Raw genomic sequence first — 20,928 nt, 5'->3', positions numbered from 1 at the left:
GTTCCTCTCCCTCGGCGATCCATCTCGGCCTCCTCGACCACGTTGAATCTCCCTTAATATGCGATTCTCAACCCTCCAGATCGCGGCTTTCTGACTCAGTAAGACTAAGGCGCGATGAGATTAGGTTGAATCGTCATCGCGCTTTAGTTCTTTGTTTGAGCATGATCTTTTCGGAAAACCGCTTCGCACTTTTCCGGATCATGCTTTAGCACTTCTCTCTGGCTAACGCTCCGATCTGTGCGCGCTCATGCTCCGCTCTTGCGTGGCAGCGTGAGCGTTCAGCGCTGTCCCGTCGGTGCAATCGGCATCGGCAGTGGCGCGACCGGCTCGGTAATCACCTCGGGCACAGCGGTGTTCAGCTGCAGCACGGTGGCGGCCGCGGGGACCGCGGCATCGGCCATCGCCGCATGGCCTTCGGCGCTCGGATGCACCGCGCCGCCATACACCGCCGACAGGATGCCCCATGTCGCGTCGTGGATGTCGCTTGGCTGCATCGAGGACGGCAGGCCCTGCGGGTAGGTCATCGCCGTGAAGTAGCTGTCATTGGCGTCGCGGATCCAGCGCGCGCGCGGCAGGTAGGCGCGGTATTCGCCGGCGCTGCGGCCGCATTTGAGCGGCTGGTTGGCGGCGGCGACAATGTCCGACACGAAGCTGTCGCCATTGGCGGCAAAGCAGTCGCGGTCGAATTCCGGATCGGTCGACGCACGTGCGCAGAAGCCATGGCTCGCAAACGCGTCCTGATGCGCGTCGATGAAGGTCATGCGGTCGGCCTGCGGATTGCGGCAGATGATGCCGGACTGGCACTGCGCGATCGCCTTGAGCTGCGGCAGGAACTCGTTCTGCACGAAGCTCGAGACCGACGCGAGGCGGTTGGGATCCGCGTTGAACGAGGGATGGATCTCGAAGCCGGCGCGGCCGCCGGGGCAGGGCGCGCCGCCATTGGCCAGCGCCGGATTGGCATAGGCCGTGTAGATCACGTGCGAGAGATCGCCGCCGACCAGCGGCTTCAGCGCGTCGCGCAGCTTGGCAAAATCGGCCGGCAGGTCGCGCGCCAGCGCCGAACGGGCATCGTCGACGCTGGCCATCGAGCCGCCGCGGCTGAACAGCGTGCGCTCGGTCGGCGTGTCGACGATCACGTTGGCGACGAGGCCGGAGAAGTAGATATCGTTGGCGCCGATCGACAGCAGCACGAGGTCGAGGGTGCGGTCGGGCTGACGGCGCTTGGCGGCGGCGAGTGCCGTGCGCAGCTCCGCGATCTGGCCGTTGACGGTGCCCGAGCAGGTGTTGGCTGTCTTCGTCGGCAGGCATTCCCGCGCCTGCTGCGAGCCGAGCAGGCCGTCGGCGATGCTGGCGCCGGTGCAGGCCAGCGGCAGATAGGTCACCGCGATGTGCGGATATTGCACGGCGAGCGCGAGCGCGGTGCGGGTCTGGTAGCTGTACAGCGACCGGTGACAGGCCGAGTTGAGCCAGAGCGCGCTCTGGCGTTGCCAGTTGGTCAGGGTGTCCGGTGCTTCGCAGGCGCGGCCGCCTTTGTAGCCGGCGCGGCTCGGCCGGTAATATTGCGCCCCGCCGAGATAGGAGCGGAAGCAGAAGCCCTCGTCGGAGAGCGCAATCGCGCGGTCGGGATTGCCCTCGCCGGATGCGATGCTGTCGCCGAGGCCCGCGATCAGCAGGTCGCGCACCTCGATCTGCGTCGCCACACGCTGGTTGGCGTCCGAGCCGCTTGCGACGTCGACGGTCGCGACCGTGGTGCGGCCGTAGCGGACGCGCAGGTTGATCGGCTCGGCGCAATCGAATGTCGAGGATTGCGGCCCGTCGCCGTCGTCGAACGACCAGGCACAGGTCGCGCCGACCGGAACCGGGCCGGTGAGCCGCACGACGATCGGATGATCGATCGGCGTCAGATAGCTTTCCTTGACGTTGTCGCGCGTGCAGGGCTCGCTGACGCGGCCCTGCAGGTCGATGCAGAGCCGGTTCACGGTGTTGCGCGCCCAGCCGCGGCCGTCGCTTTGCAGTTCCAGCGTCTGTTCCGAGGCCAGCACGGTGCGGCCAAGCCCGCTTTCGACATGCAGGCGGAAGTCGCGTTCCTCGCGGAACAGGCGGAAGCGGTTGCGGACCTCCCAGGAGATCTGCAGCTGGTTGTCCTGCGCGTCCGCGGCCGATGCGAACACCGCGGCCAGCGCGCTGCCGAGCAGCACGCTGCAGACCGTCACCCGAAACGAAAATCGAACCAAAAAGCCAATCATGGCGCGGTTTGACGCGAGCGGTACGGCGAAAATAAGAGAAGCGGCCGCGAGGATCGAAAATCCGGGGTCGAGGGGCCCGCACAGGGGGCCGATAACGTTGTCCGTTACCGTTTCAGCTGCCTGACCCGCTGCTGCCGGCTTTCGATCGGTTGCCGCACGGTCGCCGAAGCCGTGCAGGCTTGGCTTAGTCGTTTCCGCTCTTGCCAGGGCTGCACCACGTTGAGCCAGAGCTCGCGCATGCCCATGATCGAGATCGAAATCCCGAACGGGATCAGGAAGTAGAGGATGCGGAACACGACCAGCGTCGCCAGCAATTGTTCCTTGCTGAACTCCGGCAGCGCCACCAGCATCGCGGCATCGAACACGCCGATCGAGCCGGGGGCGTGGCTGGCGAAGCCGAGCAGCGTCGCCAGGATGAACACGACCGCCAGCGAGACGAAGTCGATATGCGGCTCGGTCGGCATCAGCAGGTACATTGCGAGCGCGCAGAAACCGAGATCAACCACGCCGATCAGGATCTGCAACAGCGTCAGCTTGGCCGAGGGCAGCACCACCTTCCAGCCGTTCTGGCCGAGCTCGCGGCGCTTCTCGCCGGTCAGGAGCCAGACGAAATAGGCGCCGATGCCGGCAAGGCAGCCGAGCGCGATCAGCCGGTTCATCGCCGGCGGCAGCAGGTCCATCGCCGACGCCGCCGCCGGGTGCCAGGCCATGCCGAAGCCGAGCACGAACAAATTGCCGAGCCAGAAGGTCAGGCCCGACAGAAAGCAGATCTTGGCGACGTCGATCGCGGAGAGGCCATAATCGGAATAGATCCGGAAGCGGATCGCGCCGCCGGTGAAAACCGTGGCGCCGATATTGTGGCCGATCGTGTAGCTCGTGAAGCTCGACAGCGCTGCGATGCGGTAGGGGACATGGATCTTGCCGATCGTGCGCAGCGCGAAGAAGTCGTAGAAGGTCAGCGTGCAGAACGCCCCGACCACGCAGAGCGCCGCCAGCGCGATCCGGTGCGGCGCGATGTTGGTGAGCGCGGAGAGAATGATGCCGGTATCGACGCCCTTCAGAGTGTGAACAAGCGACGTGATCGCGAACGCGATGATCAACACACTCGCGGCGATCCCGAGCCGTTTCCAGCCGATCTTTTCCTTGAAACCACGCCCGAGCGTGGTCAGCAGCCGAAGCATTCATCCTCCCGGCGGGGCGGCAAATTTCAGTGGGACCCGATCACGGACGGCGACGGGGGACGGGCAAACGCACCGTACGCGATGACCCATAAGGCAAAACCGATGCGTTGTGCAGCCCTTGACAAGCCAACCTTCGGCCCTCGTCCAGCGTCATTGTCATATTGGCTACATATGTTCTCGCTCTGCGAAATGTGAGTCGCAGGACCGCGATGGGGCCACTGCATGTTCCGCCGTTTCAGGCGGTTTCGCCGGCTTTTTTGCCGATTTTGCGGCCGTCCCGGCGTCGATGCGGGTTCATTGGCGCGAAGCGAATGGACGATATGCGTCAGCATGGGGACGGCTGAGCCGGCTGTGAGTTTACCAAAGTGTGAAGTCGGCGCGCGCATGCGCATGATCCGCCCTGCGCTCGGGCCGGTGAGCCGCGCGAGGGCGGTCCGTAGGTCTATTGAGGCAAAACGCCGCGCAAGCGGGCCGCCGTCGGACAGATCGGCCAGGCACGCGATTTCACACTTCGATCCGTGGCGAAGTGTTGCGGCGAAACGAAGGCCTATGTCTCGCATTGGTTGCCGAGAGCAAGGACAAGACCATGCAACAGACCTCCCTGAACGTCCGGCACATGCCGGACCGCCGCGCTGCATCGCATCGGCAAACGAGCGGGCTCGCGGCGACGTTGACGCTCGCCGCGATGAGTCTCGGCTATGGCGTCGTGCAGCTCGACGTCACCATCGTCAACACGGCGCTCAACGCGATCGGCGCCTCGCTCGGCGGCGGCGTTGCCGAACTGCAATGGGTGGTCAGCGCCTACACGATCGCCTTTGCGGCCTTCATCCTGACCGCGGGCGCGCTCGGCGACCGGATCGGCGCCAAGCGCATCTTCATGGCCGGGTTTGCGATCTTCACCGCGGCATCGGTTGCCTGCGCGGTCGCGCCTGATGCGACGACGCTGATCGCCGCCCGCTGCGTTCAGGGGCTGGCCGCCGCCATCCTGGTGCCGAACTCGCTGGCGCTGCTCCGCCATGCCTATGAAGACGAGAAGGCGCGGGGACGGGCGGTCGGTGTCTGGGCCGCGGGCGCGAGCCTTGCGCTGACCGCCGGCCCGTTCGTCGGCGGCGGACTGATCGCGCTGGTCGGCTGGCGCGCGATCTTTCTGGTCAACCTGCCGATCGGCCTCGCCGGCTTGTGGCTCGCCTGGCGCTTTGCCAGCGAAACCACGCGTCATCAGCAACACCGGCTCGATCTGCCGGGGCAGGTCGCGGCGATCGCCGCGCTCGGCACGTTGGCCGGCGCGCTGATCGAAGGCGGCACGCTCGGCTGGGGCAACCCGTTCGTGATCGCAGGCTTCGCTCTCGCCGCCGTCTTCTCCGTGCTGTTCGTCTGGCGTGAGTCGCGCGCGCCGCAGCCGATGCTGCCGCTCTCGCTGTTCCGCCACCGGATGTTTGCCCTGACCTCGCTGGTCGGCCTCCTGGTCAATGTCGCGTTCTACGGCCTGATCTTCGTGCTCAGCCTCTACTTCCAGCAGGTCAACGGGCTGTCGGCGTTCGCCACTGGCCTCGCGTTCGTGCCGATGCTCGGCGCCGTGCTGCCCGCCAACCTGATCGCACCGCATGTCGCGGAGCGGATCGGCGCGCCGGCGACAATCGCGCTCGGCGCCGCTCTCTCCGCCACCGGATGTCTTGCGCTGCTGTTCATCGGCCCCGGCACCAGCTACCTCGCGATCTGCCTGCAATTGCTGGGCATGAGCGGCGGCCTCGGCCTGCTGGTGCCGCCCCTGACATCGGCGCTGCTCGGCAGCGCCGAGCCGCAGCATGCCGGCATCGCGGCCGGGGTGTTGAACGCGACCCGGCAGACCGGCAGCGTGCTCGGTGTCGCGCTGTTCGGCTCGATGGTCAGCCGGTCCGCGGCCTTCATCACCGGCCTGCATGCGGCCCTCGTCATCTCCGCCGGCGTGTTGCTGGCGGCGGCTGCGCTGATCTGGATCGGCGCATGGTCACAGGCTCGGCGCTGAGACGAACCGCAGCGAGGCATCTCCGCGTTGCCCTGACCCGATCGCCTGCATTCAAGGCTTCTTGACCATGCGTGGAACCTTGCTGCGGTGCGGTTACCGTTCCTACACGAATGCGTCTGTTCTTATAGGTCCATAAAGGGGGCCTATATGTATCGCGTTCTGACCTGTCTCACTTTGGAACATGACTGGCGGTTGGTCGCCCTCGGCGGGGTGATCTGCCTGCTCGCCAGCGCCGTCGCGATCAGCCTGTTTCACCGTGCCCGCGCTGCGCAGGGGCGGGCCCGCGAGATCTGGATCGGCCTCGATGCGGCGGTCGGCGGTTGCGGTATCTGGGCCACCCATTTCGTTGCCATGCTGGCGTACGATCCCGGCATCGAGGCCGGGTACAACATTCCCATCACGCTGCTGTCGCTGGTGCTCGCGGTTGCGATCCTGGCCGTCGGATTGGCCGTCGCCACGCTCGATGGACGCTGGCAGACGGTTGCGGCCGGTGGCGCGATCGTCGGCGCCGGTGTCGCGGCGATGCATTACACCGGCATGCTCGGGCTGGAGCTGCCCGCGCGCATCGTCTGGTCGCCCGGCATCGTCGCCTCGTCGATCGCGTTCGGAAGCCTGTTCGGCGCGCTCGCGCTCGTCGTTGCCACCCGTGGCGAACGTTTCGGCACCACCGCCGCCGCGACCGGTCTTCTGACCGTCGCGATCGTCTCGCATCATTTCACCGCGATGGGCGCGGTGACGCTCGTCCCGGATCCGACCATCGTTTCCGGCGGACTTACGGTCTCGCCGCGCGTGCTCTCGTTCATGACCGCCGTTGCGGCCTTCGCGATCCTCGGCCTCTCGCTGATCGCCTCGATCCTCGACCGTCGCGCCAAGACCGAACTTCACAAGCAGAAGGTGGTGCTCGATACCGCGCTCGAGAACATGTCGCAGGGGCTGTGCATGTTCGATGCCGACGGCCGCATCATGCTGTTCAACGAGCGCTACAGCGAGATGATGGGGCGCAGTCGCATACCGCTGCAGGGACGCCTGCTGATCGATGTCCTGCAGGACCTCCATTCCATCGGCGAGTGGGACGGCGATCCCGAGGAGTTCTGCAATGCTCTCGTCGCCGAGGCAAAGGCCGGCCACAGCGCGACGCGGATCGTCAGCCGCAACGAGCGCGCGATCCGCGTCGTCGACCAGCCGATGAAGGGCGGCGGCTGGGTCGCGACCTTCGAGGACATCACCGAATGGCAGCAGGCACAGGAGCAGATTTCGCACATGGCGCGGCATGACGCGCTGACCAATTTGCCGAACCGGACGCTGTTCCGCGAGCAGCTCGAGAAGGCCTCGAGACTGGCCAAGCGTTCCGACCAGCTGGCCGTGCTCTGTCTCGATCTCGATCATTTCAAGGAAATCAACGACACGCTCGGACATCCGATCGGCGACGCGCTGCTGCGCGAAGTCGCGCGCCGGCTCGGCGAATGCGTCACCGAGCACGACACCGTGGCGCGGCTCGGCGGCGACGAATTCGCCATCGTGCAGTTCTGCAGCAATTGCGAGCCGTCCGTCGTGTCGTCGCTGGCAAGTCTCGTGGTCGAGCGGATCGCTGCGCCCTACGAGATCGGCGGCCATCAGCTCGTGATCGGCGTCAGCATCGGCATCTCGCTCGCGCCCGAAGACGGCAAGGATCCCGACGAATTGCTGCAAAAGGCCGATCTCGCGCTGTACCGCGCCAAGGCCGACGGCCGCGGTACCTATCGCTTCTTCGAGACCGGGATGGATGCGCGTGCGCAGGCGCGCCGCCTGCTGGAGCGCGACCTGCGGCTTGCGCTCGAGCATGACGAGTTCGAGGTCTACTACCAGCCGATCCGCGATGTCGCGGGCGATCGGATCGTCGCCTTCGAGGCGCTGGCGCGCTGGAACCATTCGCTGCGTGGCCTGATCGCGCCGAACAATTTCATTCCTGTCGCCGAGGAAACCGGGCTGATCGTTCCGCTTGGCGAGATCGTGTTGCGCAAGGCCTGCGCGGATGCCGCGGGCTGGCCCGAGGCCGTCGCGGTTGCCGTCAATCTCTCGCCGGTGCAGTTCAAGAACCCGAACCTGGTGTCGTCGGTGAAGGCGGCGCTGGAAGCATCGGGCCTGTCGGCGGACCGGCTTGAGCTCGAGATCACCGAATCGGTGCTGCTGCAGAACAGCGAGGCGACGCTCGCGGTGCTGCATGAGCTGCGCGGCTTCGGCGTCCGCATCTCGCTGGACGATTTCGGCACCGGCTATTCCTCGCTGAGCTATCTGCGCAGCTTCCCGTTCGACAAGATCAAGATCGACCGGTCCTTCGTCACCGACCTTGCGACACGCGAGGACTCGATGGCGATCGTGCGCGCGGTCACCGGCCTCGGCAAGAGCCTCGGCATCGTCACGACCGCCGAAGGGGTCGAGACCGATACCCAGTTCGACCTGCTGCGTCGGGAGGGCTGCACGCAGGCGCAGGGCTATCTGTTCAGCCCGCCGCGGCCGGCAGCCGACGTCGCCAAGATGTTGCGCAGGACGCCGGAACGGTCGGTCGCCTGAGTTGGAGGGCTAGCTCAGCTCTTGCGCAGGGCAAAATAGGCGCCGCAGAACGCCATCACTGCGCCGAGGCACAGGGCGGCAAGGCCGGCGAGCACGGCGGAAATGGTCGAGACCGTGCTCGGCGCCGACGCGGCCTGGCCGGCACCGGCCAGCATCAGCACGCCGACGACGATCAGGAAGTTACGCATCCGCTGCGGGATCTGGCCGGCCACCGCGCTGTGCATCAGATTGGCGGTGAAGTAGCCGCCCGAAAATCCGACGGTCGCGATCAGCCACCACGCAATCGCGGCGCCCGCCGGCATGAACTCGTGGCTGTCGGAGCGCCACAGGCCGCCGAGATCGAGCCCATAACGCGCGCCGAGCATGTGCACGGCAAGCGCCAGCAGCACGCCGGATATCATCGCGCCGCCGAGGATGAGGTAGCGCGGAAAATAGGTCGTCTCAGGCATGGCTCGCTTGTAGGATAGCCGTGACGTCCCGCGCAAGCGCGTGGATGGATTTGGACGGGTGGAACGGCGGCTTGCCAACAACGTTGCAGGATCGATCGGAGGCAGGCGAGGGCTCGCCGCTGCGCTATGCCCACAAGGCCTCATTGATCGGCTCGGCGCACCAGTTCGAGCTGACCGAGGACGGGCTGGCGTGGCGGATCGCCGGCCGGTCGGGCGTGTGGGACTATGCCGACATCTCCGCGGTGAAACTGTCCTATCGCCCGGTCTCGATGCAGCAGCAGCGGTTTCGCGCCGACATCGACAACGCCAAGGGCGGGCGGATCGCGATCCTCTCGACCACCTGGCAGACCGCGACGCTGGTGGCGCCGCAGGGCCATCTCTACCGCGACTTCATCGTCGAGCTGCATCGCCGGATGCAGGCGGCGGGCAGCAACGCCAGGCTGGTCGGAGGCCTCGGACCGAAGACGTACACCGCCGCGCTGACGCTGCTGGCCTGCCTTGCGGTGGCAATGATCGGATTGCTGCTGACGGCGCTGCTGACCTCGAACTGGATGGGGGCGCTGTTCCTGGTCGGCTTTGCGGCGCTGTTCACTTGGCAGGTCGGCGGTTTCGTCACGCGCAATCGGCCGCGGCGCTACAGCTTCGATCAATTGCCCGATGCGCTGCTGCCGAAGGCGGTTCGCAATCGGTGAAGCGGTTCGCGCGGCCGGACTGTAAGCGGGTTGTAAGCAACGCGCTGTAAACTCGGCGACGGATTTGCTTTTGGCTGGAGCGTCAGATGACAATCCGGACCCCATTTTTGGCTCTGTGCCTTGTGCTTCTGAGCATCCCGCCGGCTCTTTCCAAGGGCAGCGTGGGCAACAAACATGATCCGCTTGATCACAATCACGTCGACAATCTGCCGCCCGACGTGCGGCGATACGTTGCCGGAATTTGCAAGGGAACGCCGGTCGCGCAGCACGACTTTGCGACCTACTCGCCGCAAGAAAAGCGCTGGCGGATAAACCTCGAATATCTGCAGTGCGGCGTGATCGGGGAGTATCGCAAAGGCAACCAGTGCATGGATGTGGACTTCGTAGCCGAGGGCGCGCATTTTCGTGTCGTGAGAAAGACGTATGCGGCCTGTGGCTTTTGATGCCCTGGCGCTCACTGGAAATGGGCCGCTGCGAGTGCCACTCCTATCCAATTCTGGACTGCGGCGCTGCTTCGGAGTGAACGTGCGATGTCACTCCGTCGAGTCAAAATCCTCTTCGGTCGCGCTCAGCATTCCCGCCAGTGTCCGCAGGCCGAGGTCGAGTTGCTCCATCGGCGGTGCGGCCAGTGCGAGCCGCACCGCATTGGGCGCGTGCCCCGGCGTGGCGGCAAAGGTCGTCGACGGCGTCAGCGCGATGTCGCGGCGCGCCGCGGCGGCGACCAGTGTCTGCGAGCGCCAATGCGGCGGCAAGGTCAGCCAGAGATGATACGACTTCGGATTGGTCTGGATTTCGAAATCGGCCAGATGCTTGGCCGCCAGAAGCTGGCGGCGGCCGGCATCGATCCGTTTCAGCCGTGACAATTCGGCGGCGGTGCCGTCGGCCATCAGCCGCTGCCCCGCGGCGAAGGCGTAGCCCGACGCGGTCCAGCCGCCCGAGCGCACCGCGGCCATGATGCTCTCGCGCAGCCGCGGCGGCGACACGATGAAGCCGAGCGCGAGGCCCGGCGCGACCTTCTTCGACAGGCTGTCGAGCACGATGCAGCTGTCGGGCGCGAGCGCGGCGAGCGGCGCCTCATCGTCGAGGAATCCGTAGACGCCGTCCTCGATGACGATGAGGCCGAGCTTCTCCACCACGCGCAACAGCTCGGCGCGGCGCTCGGCCGGCATGGTGATGCTGAGCGGGTTCTGGATCGTGGGCTGGACGTAGATCGCGGACAGGTGCGCCTCGCGATGCGCCTTCTGCACCGCATCCGGTCGCACGCCGTGTTCGTCCATCGCGAGCGGCACCAGCGAGATGCCGAGCCGCGCCGCGATGCCCTTGACGAACGGGTAGGTCAGCGCCTCGACGCCGCAGCGTCCGCCGGGCGGCACCACGGCGGCGAGCGCGGCGGCGATGCATTGCCGGCCATTGGCGGTGAACACGATCTGGTCGGGATTTGGCGTCCAGCTTTTGCGCGCCAGAAATTCCGAGGAGATGGTGCGTGCCGCCCGCGTGCCAAAGCTGGTCGCCGGCCGCAGCGCGCCCTCGAGCACCTCGGGCCGCTCCAGTCCTTCGAGGCTCTTGGCGATCATCGTCGCCTGGTGCGGCAGCAACGGATAGTTGAACTCAAGGTCGATGCGGGCGCCGCGCGGCTCGGTCGGGGCCGTGATGCCGCGGCGTGCCTCGCCGGACACGAAAGTGCCGCGGCCGACTTCACCGACTACCAACCCGCGCCGCAACAGTTCGGTGTAGACCCGGCTCGCCGTCGAGACGGCGATGTTGCGGTCATAGGCGAAATGACGCTGCGGCGGCAGCCGGTCGCCCGCCTTCAGCGCGCCGCTGGCGATCTCGGCGGCCACCGCATCCGCCAGCTTCAGATATTCGAACCTCGACATTATTGCACCGAGAGCAATGTTTTACTTGCTCCGAGCAATGTACCGGATCATTTAAGAGGGAACAAGCCCATGATTGCACCGAGGAGTGCGCAAGCAATCCGAGGTCCCGGCGGCGCAGGCGCTGAAACAGCATTTGCGTCAACGGCGTAGCTTTTGTCTATGGGCAGCGAAGGAGAGATGACAATGTCAGCGATATCCTCAGCCGCCGCAGCGCCCGCGCGGCCTAGTACATTGGGCGGATTGCTCCGATTGCTCCGAGTGTGGGGCGATGCGCTCGCGACCTATTGGGTGCGCCGCGAGGCGATCAAGACGCTGCGCCAGCTCGATGACCGGGCGTTGCGCGATATCGGACTCTCGCGCTGCCAGATCGAGACCGCCGTCACCGGCGACTTCGACCTGGAGCTGGTGCGGATCCGTTAAGATGCCGGTGCTGCGCTAATGCATGATCCGGAAAAGTGCGAAGCGGTTTTCCAAAAAGGTCATGCTCAAACAAAGAGCTAAAGCGCGATGACGATTCAACCCAATCACGTCGCGCCTTAGGGCCGGGCGCCGACTGCCGGTTGCAGAATTCACCGAAACTACACCAAAGAAGCGGAAGAGCTCCATCTCGTCACCGCCGTCGCTCCAAGGTTGTGACGCTCTATGCTAGCCTGTTAGCTGCGTACGCTAGCGTTGAGTTGGGGACCGATGGCCGCTCGCAAATTGTCGCAAGGGCAGGCCCCGACCCGGGAAGCGCGTCGCCGCTGGCATGAGGAGCGATCGCTGCGCTGTGCGATCCGGTTGGCCCGCATGGGCTACTGGGAGTCGCAGAGTGCCGCCGCGACCGATCTCTGGATATCGCCCGAGCTCGCCGCCTTCTACGAATTCGACACCGCCGACGGCTACATCCCCATCGCCACGGTGCGTGAGCGCTATTTGCCTGAAAGCCGGAAGCTCCTGGAGGCGCATTACGCGGCCTGCTGGGCGGAGGGGCGGCCCTATGCGGTGCGCGCGAGACTCCGCAGTTTCGATGGCAGCCTGCTCGACTGCGTGGTGCATGGCGAGCCGGAATTCGACGCGGACGGCCAGGTTCGACGCGTGTCCGGCATCGTCCGCGACGTCACGGAGGAGACCTCCGCGCTGCGGCGCCTGGCGGAGAGCGAGCAACGGCTGGCCGATTTTGTCTCGACCGCCTCGGACTGGTGCTGGGAGAGCGACGCCGAGCATCGGCTGCTGCCCTATCCCAAATCGCTTGCCGGCAATGCGGCGTTCCAGACGGTGGCCGCTGGCAGGAAGGCGCGCTGGGAGCTGACTTATGCGCCCGAGGACGGCGAGGCGATGGCGCGGCACCGGGCCGATATGGAGGCCCATCGCCCTTTTCGCGACTTCACCTATACGCTGATCGGCAAGGACGGCTCGCGCGTCAGTATCTGCACCAGCGGCAAGCCCATCTTCGCCGATGACGGCAGCTTTCTCGGCTATCGCGGCACCTCCAGCGACATCACCCAGCTCAGGGCGGCCAAGGCGCTGCTCGACCAGCGCACGCGGGCGCTGGAGGAGGCCCACCGCCTCGGCAAGATCGGCACCTGGAGCTTCCGGCTGGACAGCGGCCGCACGATCTGGGCGCCCGAACTCTACCAGCTTCTCGGCTTGCCCGACACGTTCGAGCCGACCGATGAGAACATGAGGCCCTATTTCCTGGACGGCGACGCCGACCGCTTCCGGGATGTGCAGAAACGGGTGCTGCGCACCCGCCGGACCGAGGCCACCGACCTGCGCATCCTGCACGCGGACGGTATGCCCCGCGATCTGGCTGTGATCTGCAAGGCGGAGGTTGCCCACGACAAGGTCATCGGCATCATCGGCACCGTGCAGGACGTCACCGAGCGCAAGGAAGCCGAGCGCCAGCTCGAGCAGCTCGCCTACAGCGATCCGTTGACCGGCCTTGCCAATCGCGCGCTGTTCACGCGCCAGCTCGCCGCCCTGACCGAAGGCTGCGCCCGGGGAGGCCGGACTGGTGCGCTGCTGCTCATCGACCTCGATCGCTTCAAGGAGGTCAATGATTCCCTCGGCCATGCCGCCGGTGACGAATTGCTGATCAAGGTGGCGGCTGCGTTGCGGCAGGACTTGGGGCCGCGCGCCTTCATCGCCCGGCTCGGCGGCGACGAATTCGCCGTGCTGGCGGATGGATGCGACACGTCCGACGCCGCGCTGACCGGGCTTGCCGATCGGCTCGTCGGCAAACTGTCCGGCCCCGTCGATCTCGCCGAGGGCGAGGCCTCGGTCGGCGCCACCATCGGCATCGCCCGCCTGCCGGAGCACGGCGCGACGGCGGAGACCGCCGTGCGCAACGCGGACCTCGCGCTCTACATGGCCAAGGAGGCCGGGCGCGGCCGGGCGCAACTGTTCGAGCCGGTCTATGCGCAGGCGGTCGATGAACGGCTCGATCTCGGTCGCCATTTGCGCCACGCGGTGGAGGCCGGCGCCCTCGAGGCCCATTACCAGCCGCAGGTGGACCTGAAGACTGGCCGCGTCTCCGGCTTCGAGGCGCTGCTGCGCTGGGCCCATCCCGAGCGCGGGCCGATCTCGCCGGCGGAGTTCATTCCGATCGCCGAAAGCTCCGGCCTCATCGTCGACCTCGGCCTGTGGGTGCTGCGCGAGGCCTGCCGGCAGGGCCGCGCCTGGCTGGATGCCGGGCTGCCGCCGCGCTCCATCTCGGTCAATGTCTCGCCGGCGCAGATCTGGAGCGTGGATTTCGAGACCGCAGTCGCGGCCGTGCTGGCGGAGACCGGCTTTCCGGCGAAGCTCCTCTGTCTGGAGCTCACCGAAAGCCTGTTCGTGGATCATACCGAGCAGCGGATCAGTCGCACGCTGACGGCCCTGTCGGGTCTCGGCGCCCGGCTGGCGCTCGACGATTTCGGCTCGGGCTATTCCTCGCTCGGCTATCTGACGCGCCTGCCTTTCGACTGCCTGAAAGTGGACCGGGCCTTCGTGGACGGCATTTCCACCGCGCCGGAGAAGCGCAAGCTGCTGGGCGGCATCATCGCCCTGTCGCACGGGCTCGGCATGACGGTCGTGGCGGAGGGCGCCGAATTGTCCGCCGAACTGGACGTGCTCGGCGGGCTCGATTGCGATGTGGTGCAGGGCTTCGTGTTTTCCCCGCCCATCGCCGCCGACAAGGCGCCGCTGGTCGCCGCCAGTATCGAGCGCGAGGTGCGTCGGATGCAGCCGCAACGGAATCGCCTCTAGGCGAACACCGCTCTTGGCCCGCTCCACTCCCGGAAGCGGATTTCGGTAAACCGACCTGCGATATCGAAAGGCTGAAGGAGACGGTGTTGGGCGGCATGGACGCCGCCCAACACGATCATGAATCTCATTTTGCCATTGCCGTCCTGGCGGCCTCGATTTTCGCCTTCACGGCATCGAGGTTGAAGCTCGCGCCCTTCTGCATCGGCGGAAACTCGATCGCGGTCATGGCCAGCTTCTCGACCTCCTGTTGAACGAACACGAAGCGCCAGAACTCATATTTGAACCAGTCGAAGTATTGTTGGGCGCCGTCTTTGGTCCCGCTCTCGGGCCAGCCCGTTCGCTCGAACGGATCAAGGCGGAGGTTGATCAGGTAGGGGACGTCAACTTTGGTTTTTGCACCTAGCCAGCCAGCGGGCTGGTCGATGAAGCGATACTTGTAGTCGTCGATGCGCACGGCTCCCAGCTCGCTCTCGCCGAAGTACCAGATTTCGTGTCGATTCGACGGCCCCTTGCCGGTGATCATGTCCATCTGATTATAGCCATCCAGATGGCACTTGTAGGTGCGATCCCCGATTTGCTTGCCCTTCTTCAGTTCCTCGGCAATGTTCGGATTGCCGGCAGCCGCCAGCAAGGTCGGGAACCAGTCCAGACCGGAGATGATGCCGTTCTCGACCTTGCCCGCCGGCACCTTGCCCGGCCAGCGGATCATCGCCGGCGCGCGGAAACCGCCTTCCATGACCGTACCTTTGCTCTGCGCGAAGGGTGTCTGTCCGCCATCCGGCCAAGTGAAGACCTCGGTGCCGTTATCCGTGGTGAAGATGACAATGGTGTTGTCATCCACGCCCATGTCCTTGAGTTTTTTCATGACGAGGCCGACATCGTCGTCGAGCTGCGCCATGCCGGCTTCATGAATCGACCAGCCGTTCTTGGAGTTGCGCATCGCCTCGTACTTCGGCGACAAATGCGTGACGATGTGCATGCGGGTCGGATTGAGCCACAAGAAGAACGGCTTGTTATCGGCCTTGGCCCTTTCAATGAACGACAAGGCGAAGTCTCGGATCTCATCATCCACCGTTTCCATCCGCTTGGGATAGAGCGTTCCGGCGTCTTCAATCCTCTGCTTACCGACCTTGCCCCAGCGGGGATCCACGGTGGCGTCGTCCACATTGGTCGCCCATGAATGGATCATGTTGCGCGGGCCGACCTTGTTCAACAGCTCCTGCGGATAGGCAGGGTGAGCCGGATCTTCCATCGCGTCGAGGTGATACAAATAGCCGAAGAACTCGTCGAAGCCGTGCACGGTCGGCAGAAATTCGTTCTTGTCGCCAAGGTGGTTCTTGCCGAATTGGCCGGTGGCATAGCCCATGCCCTGGAGCGCGGTGGCAATGGTCACAGCCTCCGCCGGCAAGCCTGTGGGGGCGCCGGCCTGGCCGACCGTTGTCATGCCGGTGCGGATCGGCAGCTCGCCGGTGATGAAGTTGGCGCGGCCTGCGGTGCAACTCGCCTCGGCGTAATAATCGGTAAACAGCATGCCTTCTGCGGCGATCTTGTCGAGGTTCGGCGTCCTGCCGGCCATCATGCCACGATGGTAAGCACCGATATTCCAGATGCCGATATCGTCCCCCATGATGACGACGATATTGGGCCGCTGGCCGCTCGGTGCCTGCTGCGCCTGGGCCAGTGCCTTTTCGACCGATGCGGCGGCGCCTAATGCGGATGCCGCCGCCAGGCTTGTCGTCGCGAGCAAAACATTTCGACGGCTCATATCGCGTGAGGCGTTATCCTGGTCGTCGCTCATCACTTGCTCCCTTCCTTATGATGCATCGAAAGCCAACATGGCTCGTGGACGTGTCCACCGCTTCCGCATGGCGCGCAGCCGGGCGATAGCGACGGCAGTAGTTCGGCGCGCAGAGATGCGAGCCGCCTTTGAGAACCTTGCGGGGAATCTTGATCTTGGGCAGAGACGGATCGTGGCTGTCTTGCTCTCGCCCGCCGCGTGGATCCTGAGGAACGCAACACGCCTTGGCCGCGTCGGGCGCATGCCTGGTGGACCACCAATCGGTGGTCCACTCCCAGATGTTGCCGATCATGTCATGAAGGCCGTAGCCGTTCGGCGGGAACGCCATCACCGGCGAGGTGCGCGCGTGACCATCGTCAGTAAGATTCTGGTATGGAAAAACACCTTGCCAGGTATTAGCCATTGGCCTGCCGCCGGGCATCAGCTCGTCGCCCCAGGCGAACTCGGCGCCGTCGAGGCCGCCGCGCGCGGCAAACTCCCATTCGGCTTCGGTCGGCAAGTCCTTGCCAGCCCATGTCGCGTAGGCCTCGGCATCGCGATAGGCAATGTGGACCACGGGATGATCGTCGAGGCCGCTGATCGAACTGCGGGGGCCATATGGCCGGCGCCAGTTGGCGCCAAATTTGAAATTCCACCATTGCGACCAGTCGCGCAAATCGACCGGACGCTTCGGCGGCGTGAAAACCAGCGAGCCTGCCTTGAGCATGTGCGGCAGTGCGCCTGGATAGTCCTTTGCGTCAGGCCGCGTCTCCGCTGACGTCACGTAGCCTGTTGCGTTGACGAACTTGCGGAAATCGCGATTGGTGACCGGCGTCCGGTCCATCCAGAAGCCGCTCACCGAGACGCGATGGACCGGCGCCTCTTCGGCATAGTGCCGGTCTGAGCCCATGCGGAACGTGCCGCCCGGAATCCAGACCATACCCCCCTCACTGGGCCCATCCGACAAAGATACGCCTGCCGCAACGCCAACGTCGTGCATGGGCTACTCGCAGTGAACGAGTTTCAAAATTACGAGCGTCGCCCCCAGGAATCTCTCGGCAGCTTCCTAGCGTCGATTCTGCCGGGGAGGAGCGCGGCTTAACACCTTAGTTGGTCAACATGACAATCGAACATCTGACGCGGTGGCACGTTCGCAGCGGCACAACCTTCTTATATTGATCTAGATCAATCGAGCCAGGTCGCCTTTTCCTTGTCGGGAGCCCTGAGGACTATGCAAAAAGTGCAAGGGCTGTGGCGTCATGGATACAACCCTTCAATAAACCTCCGGCTGTACGCAAGTATGCCGATTTCGCATGGACGGACGGCGGCGTCAGCTTATTCTTTCCGAGTTTCTACCCCGCCGGAGCGATGGCGGGCTCGCGAGCGTCGGGGATCGGCGATGCGGTGCTTTGGACCGGGTTTGGGACGCAGATTTTTTTCGCAGTGGCAGCATCATTCCCCTTTTGGGGAGGCTCCATGAAATCATTCCTTGCAAGCGTTGGTCTGTTTGCAGTCTGCGTGAGTCTCACAGCGCGTGCCGCAGACTTGCCGGTGAAGGCTCCGCCCGCTTTACCGCCACCCTACAATTGGTCGGGATTTTATCTCGGTGCAAATCTCGGTGGCTCGTGGACGAGCGGCAGCCTGCCTATTTCTGGTAACAACTTGTATGGCGGCATCACCGAATTCATCGGTGGTGTTCAGGCCGGCTACAATTTTCAAGCCGGCCATCTCTTGCTTGGTGTGGAAGGGGATTTCGATGGGGCGACTTTTGGTCATCCCGTACTTCCGACTCCGGCTCTCGGCTCGGTGAGGCCGAATTGGATCGGAACGGTGGCAGGCCGCGTCGGCCTCGTCGAGGATCGTTGGCTTGGCTACGGCAAGTTTGGCGGTGGCTGGGTGCAGAGCACTGCCTCGTTGAATTTTCCCGGCGTCACTTGGCAGGGCTCCAACACGAGCTCTGGCTGGCTGGGCGGCGTGGGCATCGAGTACGGCTTTAAATCGCATTGGACGATCAAGCTCGAATACGATTACATTGGGCTGGGACACTGGACTTCGGCCACGGTCCCGGCGATCCCCCTGAACCGCGACCTCCAAATGGTCAAGTTCGGTGCGAACTATAAGTTCGAGAGCGGGCTTCCCGATACGGTCGCGCCGGCACGTACCGTGCATTCTGCCGTGCGCTCCGAAGGCTCCGAAGGCGAAGACCTAGCCAAGAAATCGCAGAACCCTATCGCCGATATGGTCAGCGTTCCGTTCCAAAGCAACACGAATTTCAACGTCGGGCCGTACAACCGCACCCAGGAAGTTCTCAACATTCAGCCGGTCATTCCGCTGCGCATCAACGCGGACTGGAACGTGATCTCGCGCACCATCATGCCCGTGATCAGTCAACCTAGTCCGCTTTTTAACAACAACACGAATGGAATTGGGGACATTACTCAGCAGTTCTTTTTCACCCCCGCCCATCCTGGCTCTCTAATCTGGGGCGTCGGTCCCGTCTTTACGGTGCCGTCCGCGACCGATCCGATTCTCGGAACCGGTAAGGTGTTGTTCGGTCCGACCGCCGTTGCCCTCGTAACGCCCGGACATTGGGTGATCGGCGTACTGGTTAACAATCAGTGGTCAGTTGGCGGCAATCCGTTGCGGCCGCCCGTGAACGAGTTTCTCGCGCAGCCGTTTGTCAACTACAACATGGCGCACGGGTGGTACCTGACAAGCTCACCAGTTATTACCGCGGACTGGCTGGCGGCGCCGGGTCAGCAGTGGACCGTACCGATCGGTGGCGGCTTTGGTCGAATCTTCAAGCTCGGCGACCAGCCAGTGAGTGCAAATATAGCCGGCTATTACAACGTCGTTCGTCCAACCGGCGCGCCAAACTGGCAATTGCGAGCCCAATTGTCTCTACTGTTCCCGGAGAGATAGAAGCCGTCTGCAACGAGTGAGATTCGGAAAATTTCTGGTCGTGCAACCTCGGTCCGTTACAGGCCGTGGAGGGTGGGAGATCCGCGATGAAGGGCAGGAAATCGATATCGAGGACTAGTTTCGTTTTGCGGTTGGGCGCGGCGGCAGTCGCCGCCTTACTTGGGCTCCCCATTGATGCGGCTCGCGCCGATGAAAATGGCATCAGCTTTTGGATACCCGGATTTTTTGGCAGCCTCGCGGCTGTTCCTCAGCAGGCGCCGGGCTGGTCGGTGAGCACGGTTTATTATCACACCTCTGTTTCCGCCGGCGGTGACGTGGCGCGGTCGCGCGAAATCACGCTTGGTCGCTTTCCCGCGAATCTGACGGCCAACGTGAACGCGAGCGTCAATGCGAATGTGAACCTTGGACTTGTCGCCGGGACCTACACCTTTGCAACGCCGGTGCTGGGCGGTCAGGCCTCTGCCAGCCTGTTGGCGACCTACGGCTCCAACTCCACGTCGCTGGCGGGATCGCTCGTCGGGACATTGACGGGACCGGGCGGCGGCACGTTCCCCTTCTCCCGGTTTGACAGCATCGACAGCTCGCTCATTGCATTCGGCGACCTGATCCCGCAGTTCGCGCTGCGCTGGAATGCCGGTGTCAACAATTACATGACGTACGTTACCGCCGACCTTCCGGTCGGCGCCTATCAGTCGGGCCGCCTGGCGAATTTGGGGATTGGGCACTGGGCGGTCGACGCGGGCGGCGGCTACACCTATTTCGATCCAAAGACCGGGCATGAATTTTCGACGGTGCTGGGATTCACCTACAACTTCGTCAACCCCTCCACCCAATATCAAAGCGGCGTCGACATGCACCTCGACTGGGGCGCATCGCAGTTCCTGACCAAGCAGTGGCAGGTCGGCCTCGTCGGTTATCTCTATCAGCAGCTCGGCTGCGACAGCGGCTCCGGCGATCGCGTCGGCTGCTTCCGGTCGCGCGTGGCCGGCGTCGGCCCGCAGGTCGGCTACATTTTCCCGGTCGGAGACATGCAGGGATACCTGAACCTGAAGGGCTATGGCGAATTCGCCAATGAAAATCGGCCAGCAGGCTGGAACGTCTGGCTGACGTTCAATCTTCAGCCCGCGGCGCCAACGCCGCCGACATCCACAAGGCCGAGATTCACGAAATAGCAATAGCGGTGACGCTGCCACCGGTGCCGTGCTGAAGGCTCAATCTGGCGCGGCGGTAGCGACGCAATCAGCCAATGGATACTCCGCGAGCGTGCGGACATGTCCGGGTTGGGGCCCTGGTTGGATTAAAGCAGGCTGAGATTAGATTAGGCTGCGACCGCAAATAGGGCGCGTCCCGTCTCCCGCCTGGCGGCGAGGGGGACGCGGGAGCGATTTCGGAATACTAGAAGAATATCCCTGAGTTGCCCGACGTGTCAAGTTGTCTGGTCGGGCGTGTCTGGTCGGGCGTGCCTGGTCGAACGTTACCTGGTCGAACGTCGGCCGCCGCCGGCTACTTTGCATGGGGTTGTTTTCGATATTTTGGCAGCGCCGCCTGCGGCGGCCCCGTAACTCATCCCGCTTTAGTGCCGCACCACCAGCACCGAGCATTTGGCGTAGCGCACCACGTGCCCGGCATTCGAGCCGAGGAAGTAGGTGCGCATCGCCGGCCGGTGCGAGGTCATCACGATCAGGTCGGCCTTCATGGTCGCGGCCTCTTCGAGGATCTCGTGATAGATGCCGCCCTGGCGGACCACGCCCGAGATGCGGGAGGGTGCGATGCCGGATTCGCGCGCGACGATCGCAAGCGCCTCTTCCGACGTCTCACGCTGCTGGCTGTCGAAATCCGCCGGCACGTATTCGGCGAGCATCACTGGCGTCATCGGCAGCACGTTGAGCAGACGCACCGTCCCGTTCCATGTTTGCGACAATGTTGCAGCTGTTGCGATCGCCGGTTTCGCCAGGTCGGTATCGGCGAGGTCGATCGGAACGAGAATGGACTTGTACATCT

The 20,928-nt window shown here is 64.4% G+C and carries 15 protein-coding genes; 8 read left to right on the top strand and 7 right to left on the bottom strand.

The annotated features are described in order from the left end of the window. Positions 1–278: 278 nt before the first annotated feature. Positions 279–2,246 (bottom strand): SGNH/GDSL hydrolase family protein, encoded by a 1,968-nt coding sequence (locus ACZBJS_RS35785; protein WP_463439854.1) that lies wholly within the window; start codon positions 2,244–2,246, stop codon positions 279–281. A 104-nt stretch (positions 2,247–2,350) separates the two neighbouring features. After that, positions 2,351–3,427 (bottom strand): lysylphosphatidylglycerol synthase transmembrane domain-containing protein, encoded by a 1,077-nt coding sequence (locus ACZBJS_RS35780; RefSeq protein WP_316397433.1) that lies wholly within the window; start codon positions 3,425–3,427, stop codon positions 2,351–2,353. Between the two features lie 586 nt (positions 3,428–4,013). Between ACZBJS_RS35780 and ACZBJS_RS35775 the strand changes: the two genes are divergently transcribed. Together ACZBJS_RS35775 and ACZBJS_RS35770 are read left to right on the top strand one after the other, a co-directional pair. Continuing rightward, on the top strand, positions 4,014–5,432 hold the full coding sequence (locus tag ACZBJS_RS35775; RefSeq protein ID WP_410469763.1) for an MFS transporter: 1,419 nt from the start codon (positions 4,014–4,016) through the stop codon (positions 5,430–5,432). 147 nt (positions 5,433–5,579) lie between these two features. Continuing rightward, a complete protein-coding gene (locus tag ACZBJS_RS35770; RefSeq protein ID WP_316397432.1) occupies positions 5,580–7,982 on the top strand; it encodes an EAL domain-containing protein in 2,403 nt (800 codons plus the stop codon). A gap of 14 nt (positions 7,983–7,996) precedes the next feature. On the opposite strand, the gene ACZBJS_RS35765 is transcribed toward ACZBJS_RS35770, so the two are convergent. Continuing rightward, a complete protein-coding gene (locus tag ACZBJS_RS35765; protein WP_016840859.1) occupies positions 7,997–8,431 on the bottom strand; it encodes a hypothetical protein in 435 nt (144 codons plus the stop codon). Positions 8,432–8,475: 44 nt separating this feature from the next. Here ACZBJS_RS35765 and ACZBJS_RS35760 point away from each other — a divergent pair, with 44 nt between their 5' ends. Both ACZBJS_RS35760 and ACZBJS_RS35755 read left to right on the top strand, forming a co-directional pair. Continuing rightward, on the top strand, positions 8,476–9,123 hold the full coding sequence (locus ACZBJS_RS35760; RefSeq protein WP_463439853.1) for a hypothetical protein: 648 nt from the start codon (positions 8,476–8,478) through the stop codon (positions 9,121–9,123). A gap of 86 nt (positions 9,124–9,209) precedes the next feature. Further along, positions 9,210–9,566: a hypothetical protein gene (locus tag ACZBJS_RS35755; RefSeq protein WP_316397430.1), complete on the top strand. Its 357-nt coding sequence runs from the start codon at positions 9,210–9,212 to the stop codon at positions 9,564–9,566. 90 nt (positions 9,567–9,656) lie between these two features. On the opposite strand, the gene ACZBJS_RS35750 is transcribed toward ACZBJS_RS35755, so the two are convergent. Next, positions 9,657–11,000, bottom strand: a complete 1,344-nt coding sequence (locus tag ACZBJS_RS35750) for an aminotransferase-like domain-containing protein (RefSeq protein ID WP_229159674.1) — start codon at positions 10,998–11,000, stop codon at positions 9,657–9,659. Positions 11,001–11,183: 183 nt separating this feature from the next. Between ACZBJS_RS35750 and ACZBJS_RS35745 the strand changes: the two genes are divergently transcribed. Together ACZBJS_RS35745 and ACZBJS_RS35740 are read left to right on the top strand one after the other, a co-directional pair. Further along, the gene (locus ACZBJS_RS35745; RefSeq protein ID WP_057016744.1) at positions 11,184–11,420 is read left to right on the top strand and encodes a DUF1127 domain-containing protein; all 237 of its coding nucleotides are present in this window, start codon (positions 11,184–11,186) and stop codon (positions 11,418–11,420) included. 267 nt (positions 11,421–11,687) lie between these two features. Next, positions 11,688–14,228, top strand: coding sequence for a sensor domain-containing protein (locus ACZBJS_RS35740; protein ID WP_316397427.1), 2,541 nt, complete (start codon positions 11,688–11,690; stop codon positions 14,226–14,228). Between the two features lie 124 nt (positions 14,229–14,352). Here the strand turns inward: ACZBJS_RS35740 and ACZBJS_RS35735 are convergent, their stop codons facing one another. After that, on the bottom strand, positions 14,353–15,993 hold the full coding sequence (locus ACZBJS_RS35735; RefSeq protein WP_463439855.1) for an arylsulfatase: 1,641 nt from the start codon (positions 15,991–15,993) through the stop codon (positions 14,353–14,355). Positions 15,994–16,006: 13 nt separating this feature from the next. Beyond that, positions 16,007–16,945, bottom strand: a complete 939-nt coding sequence (locus tag ACZBJS_RS35730) for a formylglycine-generating enzyme family protein (RefSeq protein WP_316397424.1) — start codon at positions 16,943–16,945, stop codon at positions 16,007–16,009. 536 nt (positions 16,946–17,481) lie between these two features. Between ACZBJS_RS35730 and ACZBJS_RS35725 the strand changes: the two genes are divergently transcribed. Further along, positions 17,482–18,927, top strand: coding sequence for an outer membrane protein (locus ACZBJS_RS35725; protein WP_316397422.1), 1,446 nt, complete (start codon positions 17,482–17,484; stop codon positions 18,925–18,927). Positions 18,928–19,013: 86 nt separating this feature from the next. Then, positions 19,014–20,099 (top strand): SphA family protein, encoded by a 1,086-nt coding sequence (locus tag ACZBJS_RS35720; RefSeq protein WP_316397420.1) that lies wholly within the window; start codon positions 19,014–19,016, stop codon positions 20,097–20,099. A 401-nt stretch (positions 20,100–20,500) separates the two neighbouring features. Here ACZBJS_RS35720 and ACZBJS_RS35715 read toward each other — a convergent pair whose 3' ends face one another. Continuing rightward, positions 20,501–20,926, bottom strand: coding sequence for a universal stress protein (locus ACZBJS_RS35715; RefSeq protein WP_016840840.1), 426 nt, complete (start codon positions 20,924–20,926; stop codon positions 20,501–20,503). Positions 20,927–20,928 lie beyond the last annotated feature (2 nt).

This window comes from Bradyrhizobium sp. KZN70725, assembly GCF_055264925.1.
Note: the sequence above shows the minus strand (reverse complement) of the source record. Positions and strands in the feature narration are given on the sequence as shown.